Origin of the sequence: Cobetia sp. LC6, assembly GCF_030264805.1 — a bacterium.
Lineage (GTDB): Bacteria > Pseudomonadota > Gammaproteobacteria > Pseudomonadales > Halomonadaceae > Cobetia.
The window spans coordinates 83692-98898 of sequence record NZ_JASSPL010000009.1 but is presented as its reverse complement, the minus strand read 5'-3'; the positions used below and the strand labels follow the sequence as shown (position 1 = coordinate 98898).

The window sequence follows — 15207 nt, the reverse complement described above, 5'->3', positions numbered from 1 at the left end:
GGCTGACCTGACGTCGGCAAACATGCATTTCCGGCGGCTCCCCGGGGAGTCGCCGCCATTGAGAGGTACGCGAATGGCTGACGGCAAAGGCAAGGACGAGAACGGCAAACTGCTGTACTGCTCCTTCTGTGGCAAGAACCAGAATGAAGTGCGCAAGCTGATCGCGGGACCTTCCGTCTACATCTGCGACGAATGTGTCGATCTGTGCAATGACATCATTCGCGAAGAGGTCCTCGAAGCCGACGCCGAAGGTGATGATGATCGCCTGCCGGCGCCGCGTGAGATTCGTTCCACTCTCGACGATTACGTGATCGGCCAGGACCGCGCCAAGCGTGTGCTGTCCGTGGCGGTGTACAACCACTACAAGCGTCTGCGCGCCGGTCAGAAGGCCGCGGATGAAGTGGAGCTGGGCAAGTCCAACATTCTGCTCATCGGCCCGACCGGTAGCGGCAAGACGTTGCTGGCCGAGACGCTGGCGCGCCTGTTGAACGTCCCGTTCACCATCGCGGATGCGACCACCTTGACCGAAGCGGGTTATGTCGGTGAGGACGTAGAGAACATCATCCAGAAGCTGCTGCAGAAATGCGATTACGATGTCGAGAAGGCCGAGCGCGGCATTGTCTACATCGATGAGATCGACAAGATCTCGCGCAAGTCCGACAACCCCTCCATCACGCGTGATGTCTCGGGTGAAGGCGTGCAGCAGGCGCTGCTCAAGCTGATCGAGGGCACCACTGCCTCGGTGCCGCCGCAGGGCGGTCGCAAGCACCCTCAGCAGGAATTCCTGCAGGTGAATACCGGCAACATCCTGTTCATCGTCGGCGGTGCTTTCGCTGGCCTGGACAAGGTGATCCGCGAACGCGCCGAGAAGGGTGGCATCGGCTTCAATGCCGAGGTCAAGAGCAAGCAGGACGAGAAGACCGTGGGCCGCGTGCTGGCAGACGTCGAGCCGGGTGATCTGGTCAAGTTCGGTCTCATCCCCGAGTTCGTTGGCCGCCTGCCGGTCATCGCGACACTGACCGAGCTGGACGAAGATGCCCTGGTGCAGATTCTGACCGAGCCGAAGAACTCGCTGGTCAAGCAGTACTCGCGCCTGTTCGAGATGGAAGATGTCGAGCTGGACCTGCGTGAGGATGCGCTGCGTGCCGTGGCTCGCAAGGCCATCGAGCGTCGTACCGGCGCACGTGGTCTGCGCTCGATCCTCGAGTCCGTGCTGCTCGACACCATGTATGACATCCCGTCCGAGGAGAGTGTCAGCAAGGTGGTGGTGGATGAGTCGGTGATTGCCGGCGACAGCAAGCCGCTGCTGATCTACTCCAAGAACGAAGAGAGTCAGGGCAAGGTGGCCGGCAAGGACGGCTGAAACGTCCGGGCCTGAGTCGCACCAACGGGGGGCCGCAAGGCCCCCCGTTGCGTTTGCGCTCGCAAGCCATTCTTACTGTGATGCATTCGCGGGTCACGCACGGCTTCATTCAGCGTTGAGTTACCGCCAGGCGTGTCGGGATCATTGCAAAATCATGGCCTTGCCCCCATGGTCTCAGTATCAAAGTGCCGTGTGAGGCGGCCCACCCACAGAATACCGAGGAACGTCTGCCATGGAGCAGAACGAAGATCAGACCCTGACACTTCCGCTGCTGCCGCTGCGGGATGTGGTGGTCTATCCCCAGATGGTGATTCCGCTGTTCGTCGGCCGGGAAAAGTCGATCCAGGCCCTCGAAGTGGCCATGGAAGGCGACAAGAAGATCCTGCTTGCGGCGCAGCGTGAAGCCAGCCAGGACGACCCGACGGCGGAAGACCTGTTCGCCATCGGCACCGTTGCCGACATCATGCAGCTGCTCAAACTCCCCGATGGCACTGTCAAGGTGCTGATCGAGGGCAGCTCGCGCGCCGATATCCAGGCGATTCGCCTGCACGACGACGGCCACAGCATCGCCGACGTCGCGCTGCGTGACAGCCAGCCGCTGTCCGAGCGAGAGCAGGAAACCCTGGTGCGCGTGCTGCTCAACCAGTTCGAGCAGTATGTGAAGCTTTCCAAGAAGGTGCCCAACGAAGTGCTGGGCAGCCTGCAGGGCATTGAAGACCCGAGCCGTCTGGTGGATACCATCAGCGCGCATCTGTCGCTGGGCATCAATGACAAGCAGGCGCTGCTCGAGATGGACAAGGTGCGTGACCGCATCGAGCACCTGATGACGCTGATCGAAGCGGAGATCGACCTGTTGCAGGTCGAGAAGCGTATTCGTACCCGCGTCAAGGAGCAGATGGAGAAGTCGCAGCGCGAGTACTACCTCAACGAGCAGATGAAGGCCATCCAGAAGGAAATGGGTGAGCTGGATGACGTGCCCAACGAGGTCGAGCAGTACGAGCGTCGCATCAAGGACGCCGGCATGCCGAAGGAGGCAGAGGAGAAGGCGACCCAAGAGCTCAACAAGCTCAAGATGATGGGACCGACTTCCGCCGAGGCGACCGTGGTGCGCACCTACCTGGACTGGCTGTGCGACGTGCCGTGGAAGAAGCGCACGCGTGTGCGTCATGACATCGACCACGCCGCCAAGGTGCTGGACGAGGACCACTACGGTCTGGATGAGGTCAAGGAACGCATCCTCGAGTATCTCGCCGTGCAGAAGCGCGTCAAGAAGCTCAAGGGGCCGGTGCTGTGTCTGGTCGGCCCGCCGGGTGTCGGCAAGACTTCGCTGGGCAAGTCCATCGCACGTGCCACCAACCGCCACTATACCCGTATGGCGCTGGGCGGCGTGCGCGATGAGTCCGAGATCCGTGGTCACCGCCGCACCTATATCGGGGCACTGCCGGGCAAGATCATCCAGCGCATGGCCAAGACGGGCGTGAAGAATCCGCTGGTGCTGCTCGACGAGATCGACAAGCTGGGCATGGACCACCGCGGTGATCCTGCCTCGGCGTTGCTTGAGGTGCTGGATCCGGAGCAGAATGACAAGTTCGCCGATCACTATCTCGAGCTTGATTACGATCTGTCCGAGACCCTGTTCATCTGTACGTCCAACTCGATGAACATTCCCGGCCCGCTGCGCGATCGCATGGAAATCATCCGTCTGCCGGGTTACACCGAAGACGAGAAGCTGGCCATCGCGATGCGCTACCTGGCGCCCAAGCAGCTTAAGGCCAATGGCCTGAAGCCGGGCGAGCTGACCTTCAGCGAAGCCTCCGTGCTCGAGCTGATCCGTTACTACACGCGTGAAGCCGGTGTGCGTGAGCTTGAGCGCCAGCTCGCCAAGGTCTGCCGCAAGATCGTGCGCGAGCGTGTGGTCGCCGAGGCAAAGGAGGGCGCACTGTCTTCCATGCACCTTGAGGTCGAGCAGGTCGAGCACTACGCTGGTGTCCGCAAGTACAGCTTCGGCCTCGCCGATGCCGAGGACCAGATCGGCCGTGTCACTGGCCTGGCCTGGACCTCCGTCGGCGGTGAGCTGCTCACCATCGAGTCTGTCGTCACGCCGGGCAAGGGGCGTGTTAGCAAGACCGGGTCACTGGGCGACGTCATGAAGGAGTCGGTGAGTGCGGCCCACACCGTGGTGCGTGCGCGTGCCGAGGCCTTCGGTATCGAGGCTGAGCGCTTCGAGAAGGAAGACCTGCACATCCACGTGCCGGAAGGCGCCACGCCCAAGGACGGCCCCAGTGCGGGCGCTGCCATGGTCACCGCGATGGTATCCGCTTACTGTGGACGCCCCGTGCGCTGTGACGTGGCAATGACCGGTGAGGTCAACCTGCGTGGCGAAGTCATGCCGATCGGTGGCCTCAAGGAGAAATTGCTGGCGGCGCGACGCGGTGGTATAAAGCTTGTGCTGATTCCCGAGGAAAATCGCCGTGACCTCAAGGAGGTTCCGGACACCATCAAGGATGCACTCGATATTCGGCCGGTGCGCTGGATCGACGAAGTGCTTGAGGTGGCTCTAGCAGAAAAGTCTACTGCTGAGAAGGACGATTCTCGTTCAGACGATGCCGGTGGTCGTCAGACAATGATCAGTACACATTGACGGGATTTTTTTGGCCATGCCGCTGTCGAAACGGCGGCGTGGTGCGGTTTTGCGCGTGAGGTTGCTTGACAGTCGTTTGAGGGCGTTGCTATAAACTCCGCTTCGTCGCGATCGCGTTTAGCACCCGTAATTTTCGCGCTGATTTCTGGTAATTTTTGCAAATTCAAGGGGTGAAGAGTGAATAAATCCGAGCTGATCGAAGCCATTGCTGCATCTGCCGATATTCCGAAAGCAGCAGCTAGCCGTGCACTCGATGCGATGGTCGACACCGTCACTGATAGCCTGAAGAAGGGTGAGACCGTGGCATTGGTCGGGTTCGGCACCTTTATTGTCAAGGAGCGTGCTGCACGTACTGGCCGTAACCCGCAGACTGGCGCTCCGATCGAGATCAGTGCTGCCAAGGTGCCGAGCTTCAAGGCTGGCAAGGCACTGAAAGACGCCGTCAACTGAGGTCTGCCTGCTTCGCAGGCACCCGGTGGCGCGGTACCGGTTCGGGAGTGGTCTGATGACTGCCGAACCGGCACCAGAACATCGAAGCGCATCGCCTAGCGATGCGCTTTTTTTGTGGCTGAAACCGGCCATGTCGGAAGGGCGCAAGCGTTTGATGACCCTGGCGAGTCAGTCAGTCGTGCAAAGTCACCTGCATCTGTCTGCGGCATGCGTATAATCATCAGTCACTGAGTCGCGGCCCTTGTGGCCATTCCAATCCCTGTAGTTCGAGGCCTGCATGCTGCAACGAATTCGAGACCGGTCGCATGGCTGGGTGGCCAAGACGATCGTTGGTTTCATTGTCGTCACCTTTGCCTTCTTTGGTGTTGAGTCGATCATTGGCGCCTTCACTGCCAGCAGTGACGACGTGGCCACGGTCAATGGCGACACCATCAGCCGTCAGGCGGTGGAAACCGAAGTCCAGCGTGCCATCCGTTCTGGCCAGGTAGCGCCGGAACAGGAGCGCGAAGCGCGCAATCAGATCATCAACCAGATGATCGATTCCCGCCTGCTGGATCAATACGCCGAGGAAGGCGGCCTGCACATGTCCGATGCGCAGCTCGATCAACTGATCGTGAGCATTCCGGACTTCCAGGATGACAAGGGGCGCTTCGACGCCGACCTGTTCCGCAATCGTCTGGCCAGCGCCGGCTACTCTCCCACCTCCTTCCGCCAGCAGCTGAGCAGCGACACCCTGCGCCAGCAGTTGACCGACGGCTTTGCCGCCAGTGCCTTCGTGCTGCCGGGCGAAGAAGAGAAGCTCAGCCAGCTGCAGCGCCAGACGCGCACCTTCCGCTATGCCACGCTGAGCAGCGCGGACCTCGATGCGCCGGTGACGGTCAGCGAAGACGAGCTCAAGGCCTGGTATGACAGCCACCAGGACAACTACCGTCGTCCGGCACAGGTCAAGTTGGCCTACGTGTTGCTGGACCAGAACGAGCTGGCCAGCGGTGGCGATATCAGCGAAGACACGCTGAAGGCTGAATATGAGGCCAAGCGTGCCGACGCGCCGCGGGAGATCGCGCACATCATGGTCGAGAAGGGTGACGATGATGCGGCAGCACGTGCCAAGCTCGAGGGCGCACGTGACGCACTCGCCAACGGCGAAGACTTCGCCAAGGTGGCGGCCGAGGTCTCCGAAGACAGCTCCACGGCCGAGGACGGCGGTGAGCTTGGCGTGATCACCCGCGGTATCTTCGGCGAAGACTTCGATGATGCGGCCTTCGCGCTGGATGAAGGCCAGGTGTCGGATATCGTCGATACCGGCGACACCCTGCACCTGATCAAGGTGACCGGTCTGGACATCGCGCCCTTCGAGGACATGCGCGACGAGCTGCTGACGCAAGCCCGTCGGGCCGCTTCCCGTGATACCTTCAACGAGAAGGCGCAGCAGCTGAAGGATGAGAGTTTCGCGGCGGATGATCTGGCCAGCGTCGCCGAGGATCTGGACCTGCCGCTTGAGAAGACCGACTGGGTCGCGCAGGAAAACGATGATGAACTGCTGTCCGAGCCGGGTGTGATGGCGGCAGCCTTCGGTGACGAAGTGCTGAAAGAGGGCTACAACAGTGATGTCATCGAACTGGATGACAGCCGTCGTCTGGTGCTGCGCGTTCTCGAGCAGCGTGAGGCCACAACGCTGGCATTGGATGAGGTCAAGCAGCAGGTTCAGCGCGAAGCCAAGGCCGACAAGACTGCCAAGGCACTCGAGGCACTGGCCGAGAAGCGTCTGGAGACGCTGCGCCAGGGTGGATCACTCGAGGGGATCGACTGGCAGCAGGCTGATGACGTCAGCCGTCAGGCCAGCACCCAGCTGCCGCAGAGTCTGGTCAAGCAGGCCTTCACGCTGGCGCACCCGCAGGATGGCCAGCCGGTCTACGGCAAGGCGTCGCTGAGTGGTGGCATCGCGCTGATCGCTCTGACCGAGATCGGCGAGGCTGAGCCGGGCGAGATGGATCGGTTCCTCTCGCGTCTGGCGACGCGTCTGCGTGCTCAGGCCGCTGTCACGGGCCTGCAGGAATCTCTGCGCGAGCGTGCCGAGATCGAGCGCAACTGATCGAGCGCAAATGAGCCAGGCAACTGGCGTGGGCAGCGTTGCCTGCCAATGAGACCGTCACCCCTTGGGGGTGGCGGTCTTTTTTGGTTCAAGCCATTGGGTTCAAGCCTCGCAGACTCAAGTATCGAAGCTCAGGCCGCGAGGCTACGTGCGGGGGTGGCGTCAGGTCACGAGCTTGGTGTCAGATCACGAGTCATGTATCAAGTCACGAGCCCAGCCGCTGACGCAGCTGCCGGGAGAGTTCGCGGTGACGGGCCTGAATGCCCGTGGAGAGCGTTTGGCGTAGCCAGCGGTGGCCAGCGTCATGGTGCAGGCGTTCATGCCACACCAGCCAGTAGGAGAAGCGGTTGAGAGGGATGGGCAACGGACGCAGGGCTAGCGGCAGCTGATCGAGCATGCTGATGGCCAGACAGCCCGGCACGCACAGCAACAGATCGCTGTGGCAGCTGACACTGAAGGCGGCCAGAAAATGGGGCTGGCGCATGACGACCTGACGACTCAGCCCCAGTTCCGCCAGCTTGAGGTCCACCGCGCCTCGCTCATCACCGCCCATGCTGATCAGTTGGTGACTGGCGGCGAGGAAGCCCTCCAGGCTCAAGGTCTCCTTCGCTGCCAGCGGATGGTCCTGGCGCATCACGCAGACGAACTGGTCATCCCCGATTTCGCGACCATGCACGCCAGCCGGCACCCTGGCGGTGGGCACGCACATCGCAAGCTCCGGCCCGCCTTCTTCCAGCTGCTGTTCGACATTGCCGCCATAGGCCTGGATATCCAGACGGATGCCGGGTGCCTGCTCGTGCAGCGGGGCGATCTGGGGTGCCACGAAGGCGTGCATGCCGTAATCGGTGGTGGCCAGCTGAAAGCGCCGTTGGCTATCTCCAGGCGAGAACTCGGGTGGCGCCAGCAGGGCACCCAGCTCCTGCAGCAGACGGGCGAGGGGCTGCCTGAGGGCCTCTGCGCGTGCGGTGGGACGCAGACCGCGTTGCGCCCGCACGAACAGGGGGTCATCGAAGGCCTCGCGTAGACGGCCCAGGGTGCGAGACACCGCAGGCTGGCTCAGGTTGAGGCGCTCAGCGGCCCGCGACACGCTGCGGGTTTCCAGCAGCGCATGCAGCGCAACCAGCGTATTGAGATCATGGCGGGCAAGTTCAGCCAGGTGCATGGCAAGCGGTTCCCGGTAGCGAGGCGACCCAGTCACTGGGATGAAAGTGTGCAGTTTCAACCGCACATGATATCAGTCTCATGCATACCGGGATTCAGTTTCTGTCATTGGTGTGATATCGGGAGCGCGCGTAATCTGGGGGCACTTCGTCGCCGAGCAACGCTTGCGGCGGCCAGTCGTCACAGGGTTGAGGCCTCGGGCCAGCGGCCTGATGACGATTCTGATCACAAGTCGTTTGACCAGATCATTCGCAAGGAGCATCGCATGCAGACACGCTATTACACGATCACCGACTATCCGAAAGGCACCCCGGAACGCGACCTGTTCCAGTTGCGTGAGGAAGAGCTGAGCGAGCTCGGCGAAGGCGAGGTGCGCATTCGCAACAGCTGGCTGTCCGTCGATCCCTACATGCGTGGCCGCATGAGCGGCGTGAAGACCTATATCGACCCCTTCGAGCTCAATGAGCCGCTGCAGGGCGCAGCCGTCGGTGAAGTGATCGAGTCACGTGACTCTCGCTTCAAGCGCGGCGACAAGGTACGTCACATGGGCGGCTGGCGCGACATCGCACAGCTGTCGGGTGGCCAGGTCGAGGCGCTGCCGAGCATCGAGGTGCCGGAGCAGGCCTACCTGGGCGTACTGGGCATGCCGGGCATGACCGCCTGGACCGGCCTCAACATCATCGCCGAGATGAAAGAGGGCGATAACGTGCTGGTCAGCGCGGCCTCCGGTGCGGTCGGCTCGCTCGCCGTCCAGCTGGCCAAGGCCAAGGGCGGCACTGTCGTCGGCATCGCCGGCAGCCAGGAAAAGCTCGATTGGCTGGAAGCGCGGGGCGTCAAGGCGGTCAGCTACAAGGGCAAGGATGCCGAGCAGCTGACGAAGGCGCTCAAGGAAGCCTGCCCGGACGGCTTCGATGTCTACTACGAGAATGTCGGCGGTGATTGCCTGGTGGCGGCGCTGAACAACCTGAATGTCGGCGCACGCATCGCCGTCTGCGGCATGATCTCCAGCTACAACGATACCGAGGCGGCGCCTGGCCCCTCGAACATCTCGATGATCCTGATCCGTCGTGCGCGCATGCAAGGCTTCATCGTCTTTGATCACTGGCAGAACTACAGCCGCTTCCTCGAAGAGGTAGGGCCGCAGGTCGCCAAGGGCGATATCGACTATGAAGAGACGGTGGAAGAAGGGCTCGAGCAGACGCCGGACGCCTTCCTCCAGCTGTTCTCGGGTGGCAACAAGGGCAAGATGCTGGTGCGTCTTTGATCTGAGAACTGACACAGCATTACTGAAGACCCGAATACCTGACGTCGCGCGTATGCGCGCTGCTCAGGCACTTACGAAAGGCTCGCTGCGGCGGGCCTTTTGCGTGGGTGGCCCGGCGTAGGTCATCACGCATTCCTGTTCATCACACGTTACTGGTCACCAGGCATTACTGGTCCTCAAATATCACCGGTCGTGAGGATTGGTGACTCTCACGAACCAAAGACGTGCGGCCTGCGCTCTACTTTGGTCTTGGTCACTGCTCTAGAATGCAGGCCATCGTTCGTGGGCAGGTGGCGTCATCGTCGCGTTTATCTGTCATTTGCCCACATGTCACTCTGTGTCAGGTGGCGCCTGACCACGGCTCTGTCATCTCATGTTGCCGTGTCGCCCCTGACTCCGCGAGGAGAGCATCATGCAGGACTTTACCTATCAGAACCCGACCCGCGTGCACTTCGGTGCCGGCCAGATCGCCAAGGTGCGTGACGAGATTCCGGCGGATGCCCGCGTGCTGGTCACCTACGGTGGCGGGTCGATCAAGCGCAACGGCGTGATGGATCAGATCGAAGCCGCGCTGGAAGGCCGTCAGTGGTGGAGCTTCGGCGGCATCGAGCCTAACCCGAGCTATCACACCCTGCTCGAAGCCCTGGAAGTCATCAAGCGCGAGAAGATCGATTATCTGCTGGCGGTAGGAGGTGGCAGCGTCGCCGATGGCAGCAAGTTCCTCGCGCTCGCCGCCTGTCACGCCGGTGATCCGTGGGAGATTCTCGCCGAGGGCAAGCACCCCGAGACGGCGCTGCCGCTGGGCGTGGTGCTGACACTGCCGGCCACGGGCTCCGAGTCCAATGGCAACGCCGTGGTCACCAACTACGAGACCCACGACAAGCTGCCGATGTTCAGTGAGCTGGCCTACCCGCGCTTCGCGGTGCTGGACCCGGCCACCACCCTGACCCTGCCGGAGCGTCAGAGCGTGAATGGCGTCGTCGATGCCTTCATCCACGTCAGCGAGCAGTACCTGACCTATCCGGTCAATGCGCCGGTGCAGGACCGCTTCTCCGAGGGGCTGCTGATGATGCTGATCGAGGAAGGCCCCAAGGTGCTGAGCCAGCCGGATGATCTGGCCGTGCGCGCCAACATCATGTGGGCCGCCAACCTGGGCCTCAACGGCCTGATCGGGCGTGGCGTGCCGCAGGACTGGGCCACTCACATGATCGGTCACGAGATCACCGCACTGCACGGTGTCGATCATGGTCGCACCCTGACCATCGTGATGCCGGCGCTGTGGGAGGAACTGTTCGAGGCCAAGCGTGCCAAGCTGGCGCAATACGGTCGCCGCGTCTGGGCGCTGGAGGGCGATGAAGAGAGCGTCGCGCGCGCCGCCATCGACAAGACCCGTGAGTTCTTCACTCGTCTGGGCGCGCCGGTGTCGTTGAGCGAAGCCGGTATCAGTGCCGACAGCATCGATCAGCTGGTCGACAATCTGACCCGTCACGGATTCACCGCCATCGGTGAGCACGGCGATATCACGCCGGACGTGGCGCGTCGTATCCTGACCCGCGCTGCCTGATCGCACGATAGTTAGGCTCGAGTGTCAGCCTCAAACCCCTCGTCACCTCTGGTGGCGAGGGGTTTTGCGTATCTCCCTCCTTGTCTCCCCCCTTGTTGCAGCTTGCCGTCCGCCAGATCGCGTCACGCCAGAAAGCCGGATTCGCTTGACGAGACTTCGTCGCCGGCCGGTTTTTGTTACTCTATAACCTTTTGCACGCCCTTCATCTTGCGGAGATTTCAGCATGTCTGTGGCTTCACGCGGCGCCAGAAGTGGCGACGCCCCGACGGAACCAGCTCCGATTCCGGTGCATCTGATCACCGGCTTTCTGGGAACGGGCAAGAGCAGTTTCATCCAGGCATTGGTCGCGGCCAAGCCGGCGGATGAGCACTGGGCGATCCTGGTCAATGAGTTCGGGCAGGTGGGGATCGATCAGGCACTGTTTGCCGGGCGCGAGGATGTCAGCGTCAAGGGACTGCCCGGCGGGTGTCTGTGCTGTCAGCTGGCCTTCGTGCTGCAGGCGGGGCTGGTCAGCCTGATCCATCAGACGCGTCCTGATCGTCTGATCATCGAACCTTCGGGGCTGGGGCACCCGGCGGGGCTAATCGATGTGCTGCGCAGTGAAGGGTTGGCCTCGGCGCTTGCGCTTGAGGAAGCCATCACCCTGCTGGACCCGCGCGCACTGGACGACCCCCGCACGCGCGAACACGGCACCTTCCAGGACCAGTTGACGCTGGCGGGCGGCGTGGTGCTCAGCAAGCGTGATCTGGCGAGTGAGCAGCAGCTGGCGGCCGCGCATGAGTTTCTGGCGGGGATGTGGCCGCGCAAGCGCTGGGTCGGTGAAATGGGCAGAGCCGACGGCGAAAGCCAGCCGCCGCAGGCCCGCATGGCCGGTCAGGAGGTCGCACTGATCGATTGGCTGCTGTCAGCAGAACGCGCGCCTCAGCGCCAGGGCGGCGGGCATGCCAGCGATGCGCACCAGCCCGAGATCAGCATGCCGGCCGCCCATCGCGCTGCACGGGATAGGGCGCGTTTGGCGCAGGCCAGTGAAGAACCGTCCGCCTCAGGCATGATGCCACTGCCCGGCGCGCCGGTGATCGAACAGGCCGAGGGGCTTGAGCATGCCAGTCTGGGCTGGCGAATCGCCGCAAGCGAGGTGTTCGATCTCGATCAGCTGACCCAGTGGCTGGATGGCCTGCCGCGCGAGTGGCGTATCAAGGGCGTCTTTCACACCCAGGATGGTTGGCGCAGCTATAACCGCGCCAATGGGCGTGCCGAGCTTGCGCCGTCCAGTTGGCGCGAGGATTCGCGGCTTGAGCTGATTGCACCGCTGGACGGGCAGGAGCAGGAGGGGATGGTGGCTGCGTTGCCGCTTGAGGATTCCCGTCAGCTGAATGCGGCCTTGCTGGCCTGTCGCAGCGACGGTGCCGCCAGGCCCTTCAACTTCTTCGGCGAGTGAGCTGAGGCGGGCCCCTCAGGGCGCGCCTTTCACGTCAGGCGCTCCCATTCGCCGATCAGGTGCAGAGCTTCTTCGCGGGAATCGCCACACAGCTCGTGATCGAAATCGAAGTCACCGCACACCGCCGGGCGATGCGGCGTGCCGAACAGCTTGCACAGGTTGTCGTCATCCAGCTGCACGCAACGCACCCCCGCCGGCTTGCCATCGGGCATGCCGGGAATCGGGCTCGAGATCGAAGGGGCGATGCAGCAGCCGCCACAACCGGCACGACAGCCGGGAGCGGCAGCATCCGCAGAAGGGGAGAGGGTCTGCGTCATGAGGTAGCGGACGCGTCTTCGTGCTCGGGGAGGACGAGAGGCTCGCGCGCCGTCTGCGGGGTATGCCGCGCGATGGCGCCCTTGTTGATGCCCTCGTAGGCCTCGACGCGAATGCTGTCACCGCTGTCGAGGGCGATCTGACGCGCCAGCCAGTCGGCGATCCACTCGATGGTGGTCGGTGTCGGCAACAGCCAGACCTGCTTGCGCGGCAGGCGGATGCGGAACCTGCCCTGAGGCGCCTCATAGCTGAATACCAGCTCACGTCCCGGGCTATCGATCAGATCGCCTTCCTCGGCCAGATAGCGGTCGTTGAGCTTCTCGGCCCACTCGGCTTCCAGTGCCGTGTCCCGCACGCCATTGCGTTCGATGATCAGCGGAGAGCGATGCCCATGCGCGATACGCTGGCAGTTGCCGCTGTGATGGCGCAGGCCATGACTGTAGGTGTAGGCGGCACCCTCGATGGTCTCGTCGCGCAGACGTACGCGCAGCGCCTCGACGCGCGGCGGCAGGCGGCGAGTCAGCAGCTTCTCGAAGTGGCTGGCCAGCACCTCGGTGGTGACTTCGGCTACCGGCAGCAGGCAGAAGGCCTGACGCGGGCCGCGCACTTCCATGGCATAGGGCTGGGTGAAGCGCAGGCACAGTCCCTCTGGACAGTCCGTGACGCTCACGCCTTCGGCCTGGCTGGGCACGATCAGGGTGTGGTCGGCATCCTGGTCGATCATGCGCTTGGCCCACGGCTTGACGTCGCCGAAGTCGAACAGCATGCCGTCATGGCCGACGGCACCGTCCAGCTCCAGATCCAGATGCTGGCTGATGCCGTACAGGCCGCGGGTATTGCTCCACACCGATGCATCCACCGCGGTGAGGGCCCTGACGAACAGGGTCTTGGGAGTCATTGCGGTCATCAATCGATACCACTGATCTTGTGGGTCTGCAGCGAGAGCTGCCACTGGGGATTGCGCATGCAGTAGCTGACGCACTGGCTCATCGGCGTGTCACACGCCAGCACCTCGCGGTAATGCTCGCGGGCCGCGGCAGGCGCGGGCAGGGCGTCGAGGGCGGCGGTATCCAGTGGCTGCAGATAGAAGTGCGCGAAGTCCAGGCTGACGAAGCGCTCCGGCAGGGCCTCCGGCTGCGGGTAGACGAGCTTGAGCTCATCGCCGCCGGTGAGGACCAGCTCGCTGGCGCCCTTGGGACTGACACATAGCCAGTCGATGCCGGCAGGCGGCTCGACGGTGCCGTTGGTCTCCACCGCGATCTCGAAGCCGCGGGCGTGCATCGCGTCCACCAGCTCACTGTCGAGCTGCAACAGCGGCTCACCGCCGGTGAAGACCACATAGGGCGTGGCGATGCCGGTGTGCTCCGGCCACAGGCTGGCCAGGAAGTCCGCCAGCGCGTTTGCGGTGCGGAACTTGCCGCCATTCTGGCCGTTGGTGCCGACGAAATCGGTGTCGCAGAAGCGGCAGACCGAGGTGTCGCGGTCCTGCTCGCGGCCACTCCACAGATTGCAGCCGGCAAAGCGGCAGAACACGCTGGCGCGCCCTGCGCGAGCACCTTCGCCCTGCAGGGTGTAGAACGCTTCCTTTACCGTATACATCAGCGAGTGCCTGCGCCCTTGGCCGAGTCGGTCGTTTCGTAACCGAGCGGATCGCTCAGCCCATGGGCGGCGAAGGCCTCGAGACGCTCACGGCAGCTGCCGCATTCCCCGCAGGCCAGTTCACGGCCTTCGTAGCAGGTCCAGGTCTGGGCGTAATCGAGCTGCATGGCGATGCCCGCGGCCAGAATCTCGTCCTTGCTCGCGTGCAGGAAGGGTGCGCGAATCTCCACCGGCGAGAAGTTGGCGATCGCGGCGACGGCGTTCATCTTGTCGACGAACTCCGGACGGCAATCCGGGTAGAGCACGTGATCGCCACCGTGGGCACCATAGAAGCAGACCTCGGCCTCGATGTTGACGGCCTTGGCGATGGCCAGTGACAGCAGGATCATGTTGCGGTTGGGCACCACGGTCGAGGTCATGGAGGCCTCGTCGTAGTCGGCCCTGGGCATCGCCTGGTCACTGTTGGTCAGCGCGGAGTTGTCGATCAGGCCATGGATGGCGCGAATGTCGACGACTTCGTGGGCGACGCCCAGCGACTCGCAGACCTGGCGTGCGACGTCGAGCTCACGCGAGTGACGTTGGCCATAATGGAAGGAGAGGGCATGTACCTCGAAGCCTTCCTTCAGCGCCTGGTGCAGGACAGTGTAGGAGTCCATGCCACCGGAGTAGATGACGACGGCGCGGGGGCGCTCTGCAGAGGAGGCAGAAGCGGGTACAGCGGAATTCTGGACGTTGAGAGTCATGACGGAGAATTTCTTTGACCGATGGATTCGGCGCCCGGGATCCGGTCCGGGCGAAACGGGCGCCTATCCTACTCTTCCACACGCCTTGATGCCACTCGTGCACTGGCGCGGGCCGCGGATACGTCGCCTGTCGTCAGGTTTTGCAGCGGCCATGGCAACCAAGCGTTGAGTCGGCGAGAAAATAGCCTTGGTACCCGCACCACAGGCTGGCATAGACTCGGAGTATTAGCGAAGCGTAGAGAGTGTCGACTGCGTGCTGCATGCTGGTACATGTAGTGCCTTCCCTGACGGCACGGACTTCGGGATGACTGATCGAGGAGCCGGTTGAATGGCTATCGAATGCCGTCTGGAGCAGCTTCTAAGTGACATGCGTAGCGGGGAGGCGTCTGGCGTTCGATGGTGCGTTCAAAAGGGCGATCAGAAAAGACAAGGTGCAGCACTCTGGCGCCTGTCCATGGCCATGGGAAGAGTCGCATGGACGCTCGGACATTGCCGCACTAGCCATGCTGGCCGGGCCTTGCTGCAGCCAGCGGCGACAAAGAAAGCAGGTGTAAGCAGATAAGCGCGAGAACAGCCG

General features: G+C 62.9%; 12 protein-coding genes. 7 read left to right on the top strand and 5 right to left on the bottom strand.

What is annotated here, in order from left to right; genetic code table 11:
• The first annotated feature begins 73 nt into the window (after positions 1 to 73).
• From clpX to QQF40_RS11810, 4 genes are all read left to right on the top strand, one after another.
• Complete coding sequence (gene clpX, locus QQF40_RS11825; protein ID WP_043331299.1) at positions 74 to 1363, top strand: ATP-dependent Clp protease ATP-binding subunit ClpX; 1290 nt, start codon at positions 74 to 76, stop codon at positions 1361 to 1363.
• Between the two features lie 232 nt (positions 1364 to 1595).
• The gene (gene lon / locus QQF40_RS11820) at positions 1596 to 4004 is read left to right on the top strand and encodes an endopeptidase La (protein WP_285461447.1); all 2409 of its coding nucleotides are present in this window, start codon (positions 1596 to 1598) and stop codon (positions 4002 to 4004) included.
• A 177-nt stretch (positions 4005 to 4181) separates the two neighbouring features.
• Positions 4182 to 4454, top strand: coding sequence for a non-specific DNA-binding protein Hbs (hbs, locus tag QQF40_RS11815; protein ID WP_043331296.1), 273 nt, complete (start codon positions 4182 to 4184; stop codon positions 4452 to 4454).
• Between the two features lie 277 nt (positions 4455 to 4731).
• Entirely contained in the window at positions 4732 to 6546 is a 1815-nt protein-coding gene (locus tag QQF40_RS11810) for a SurA N-terminal domain-containing protein (RefSeq protein WP_175088617.1), read from the top strand.
• A 205-nt stretch (positions 6547 to 6751) separates the two neighbouring features.
• Here the strand turns inward: QQF40_RS11810 and QQF40_RS11805 are convergent, their stop codons facing one another.
• A complete protein-coding gene (locus QQF40_RS11805; protein WP_285461446.1) occupies positions 6752 to 7708 on the bottom strand; it encodes a LysR family transcriptional regulator in 957 nt (318 codons plus the stop codon).
• Positions 7709 to 7972: 264 nt separating this feature from the next.
• Between QQF40_RS11805 and QQF40_RS11800 the strand changes: the two genes are divergently transcribed.
• The 3 genes from QQF40_RS11800 to QQF40_RS11790 all read left to right on the top strand — a co-directional run bounded on the left by QQF40_RS11800 (position 7973) and on the right by QQF40_RS11790 (position 11973).
• Positions 7973 to 8971, top strand: coding sequence for an NADP-dependent oxidoreductase (locus QQF40_RS11800; protein WP_285461445.1), 999 nt, complete (start codon positions 7973 to 7975; stop codon positions 8969 to 8971).
• Positions 8972 to 9383: 412 nt separating this feature from the next.
• On the top strand, positions 9384 to 10535 hold the full coding sequence (locus QQF40_RS11795; RefSeq protein WP_285461444.1) for an iron-containing alcohol dehydrogenase: 1152 nt from the start codon (positions 9384 to 9386) through the stop codon (positions 10533 to 10535).
• Between the two features lie 223 nt (positions 10536 to 10758).
• Positions 10759 to 11973: a CobW family GTP-binding protein gene (locus QQF40_RS11790; protein ID WP_285461443.1), complete on the top strand. Its 1215-nt coding sequence runs from the start codon at positions 10759 to 10761 to the stop codon at positions 11971 to 11973.
• Between the two features lie 29 nt (positions 11974 to 12002).
• Here QQF40_RS11790 and QQF40_RS11785 read toward each other — a convergent pair whose 3' ends face one another.
• From QQF40_RS11785 to queC, 4 genes are read right to left on the bottom strand one after another with little or no spacing between them, the layout of a single operon-like run.
• Positions 12003 to 12290: a YkgJ family cysteine cluster protein gene (locus tag QQF40_RS11785; protein ID WP_285461442.1), complete on the bottom strand. Its 288-nt coding sequence runs from the start codon at positions 12288 to 12290 to the stop codon at positions 12003 to 12005.
• Positions 12287 to 13186, bottom strand: a complete 900-nt coding sequence (locus tag QQF40_RS11780) for a 6-carboxytetrahydropterin synthase (RefSeq protein ID WP_285461441.1) — start codon at positions 13184 to 13186, stop codon at positions 12287 to 12289. The genes QQF40_RS11785 and QQF40_RS11780 overlap by 4 nt, the downstream gene beginning before the upstream one ends.
• An 8-nt stretch (positions 13187 to 13194) precedes the next feature.
• Positions 13195 to 13887 (bottom strand): 7-carboxy-7-deazaguanine synthase, encoded by a 693-nt coding sequence (gene queE, locus QQF40_RS11775; RefSeq protein ID WP_175088624.1) that lies wholly within the window; start codon positions 13885 to 13887, stop codon positions 13195 to 13197.
• Positions 13887 to 14630: a 7-cyano-7-deazaguanine synthase QueC gene (gene queC, locus QQF40_RS11770; RefSeq protein WP_285461440.1), complete on the bottom strand. Its 744-nt coding sequence runs from the start codon at positions 14628 to 14630 to the stop codon at positions 13887 to 13889. The genes queE and queC overlap by 1 nt, the downstream gene beginning before the upstream one ends.
• Between the last annotated feature and the right edge of the window lie 577 nt (positions 14631 to 15207).

What these genes read in the sequence shown, in the direction of transcription:
- clpX (WP_043331299.1), top strand. Translation starts at nt 74, where the DNA reads ATGGCTGACGGCAAAGGCAAGGACGAGAACGGCAAACTGCTGTACTGC.
- lon (WP_285461447.1), top strand. Translation starts at nt 1,596, where the DNA reads ATGGAGCAGAACGAAGATCAGACCCTGACACTTCCGCTGCTGCCGCTG.
- QQF40_RS11810 (WP_175088617.1), top strand. Translation starts at nt 4,732, where the DNA reads ATGCTGCAACGAATTCGAGACCGGTCGCATGGCTGGGTGGCCAAGACG.
- QQF40_RS11805 (WP_285461446.1), bottom strand. Translation starts at nt 7,708, where the DNA reads ATGCACCTGGCTGAACTTGCCCGCCATGATCTCAATACGCTGGTTGCG.
- QQF40_RS11800 (WP_285461445.1), top strand. Translation starts at nt 7,973, where the DNA reads ATGCAGACACGCTATTACACGATCACCGACTATCCGAAAGGCACCCCG.
- QQF40_RS11795 (WP_285461444.1), top strand. Translation starts at nt 9,384, where the DNA reads ATGCAGGACTTTACCTATCAGAACCCGACCCGCGTGCACTTCGGTGCC.
- QQF40_RS11790 (WP_285461443.1), top strand. Translation starts at nt 10,759, where the DNA reads ATGTCTGTGGCTTCACGCGGCGCCAGAAGTGGCGACGCCCCGACGGAA.
- QQF40_RS11785 (WP_285461442.1), bottom strand. Translation starts at nt 12,290, where the DNA reads ATGACGCAGACCCTCTCCCCTTCTGCGGATGCTGCCGCTCCCGGCTGT.
- QQF40_RS11780 (WP_285461441.1), bottom strand. Translation starts at nt 13,186, where the DNA reads ATGACTCCCAAGACCCTGTTCGTCAGGGCCCTCACCGCGGTGGATGCA.
- queE (WP_175088624.1), bottom strand. Translation starts at nt 13,887, where the DNA reads ATGTATACGGTAAAGGAAGCGTTCTACACCCTGCAGGGCGAAGGTGCT.
- queC (WP_285461440.1), bottom strand. Translation starts at nt 14,630, where the DNA reads ATGACTCTCAACGTCCAGAATTCCGCTGTACCCGCTTCTGCCTCCTCT.